1 protein-coding gene is annotated in these 453 nt (G+C 29.8%); it reads right to left on the bottom strand.

What is annotated here, in order from left to right; all coding sequences use genetic code 11:
* Window positions 1–218: 218 nt before the first annotated feature.
* Window positions 219–453 (bottom strand): hypothetical protein (locus FL311_RS44775; protein ID WP_228557495.1); only part of this gene is annotated, 235 nt, incomplete at its 5' end.

Here is a 453-nt window from a genome sequence, read left to right as displayed (position 1 = left end):
TAATAAAAGTGTTTATTTAGGTATATATAACACTGAATTAGAAGCCTTCAAAGCTTACAAAGAAGCTAAAGAAAACTACCTTAAAGAGTTAGCTAATAAGTGGAAAGATAAGATTGACCCTAGAGCTTATGAAGCTTTAATGAATTATGAAGTAGAAATTACTGATTGATAAATATAGCTACCTTATCTATTACGATAGGTAGCTTTTATTTTACCTACTAATAACTTCTCAATGCTTTCTCAAAAACTACAGCATAATTAGCAATTAATTGCGCTTTATCTGTACCATTAATCACTCTACGAGCGTTGATGTAATCTTTCTTTTTATCATTGATGTAATCACTTAACTTCTTAGAAGTAAACCACCCATTAATAGAACCCTTAACTAATATCTCTGATGCATATTTAGGTTGTAATGCTAAATCGGGATTGTTAATTAGGTCAATTCCTAGT

Source organism: Myxococcus sp. AB025B (assembly GCF_006518215.1).
GTDB lineage: Bacteria > Myxococcota > Myxococcia > Myxococcales > Myxococcaceae > Myxococcus > Myxococcus fulvus.
The sequence above is the reverse complement of the archived record's forward strand: the minus strand, read 5'-3'. Positions and strand labels throughout refer to the sequence as shown.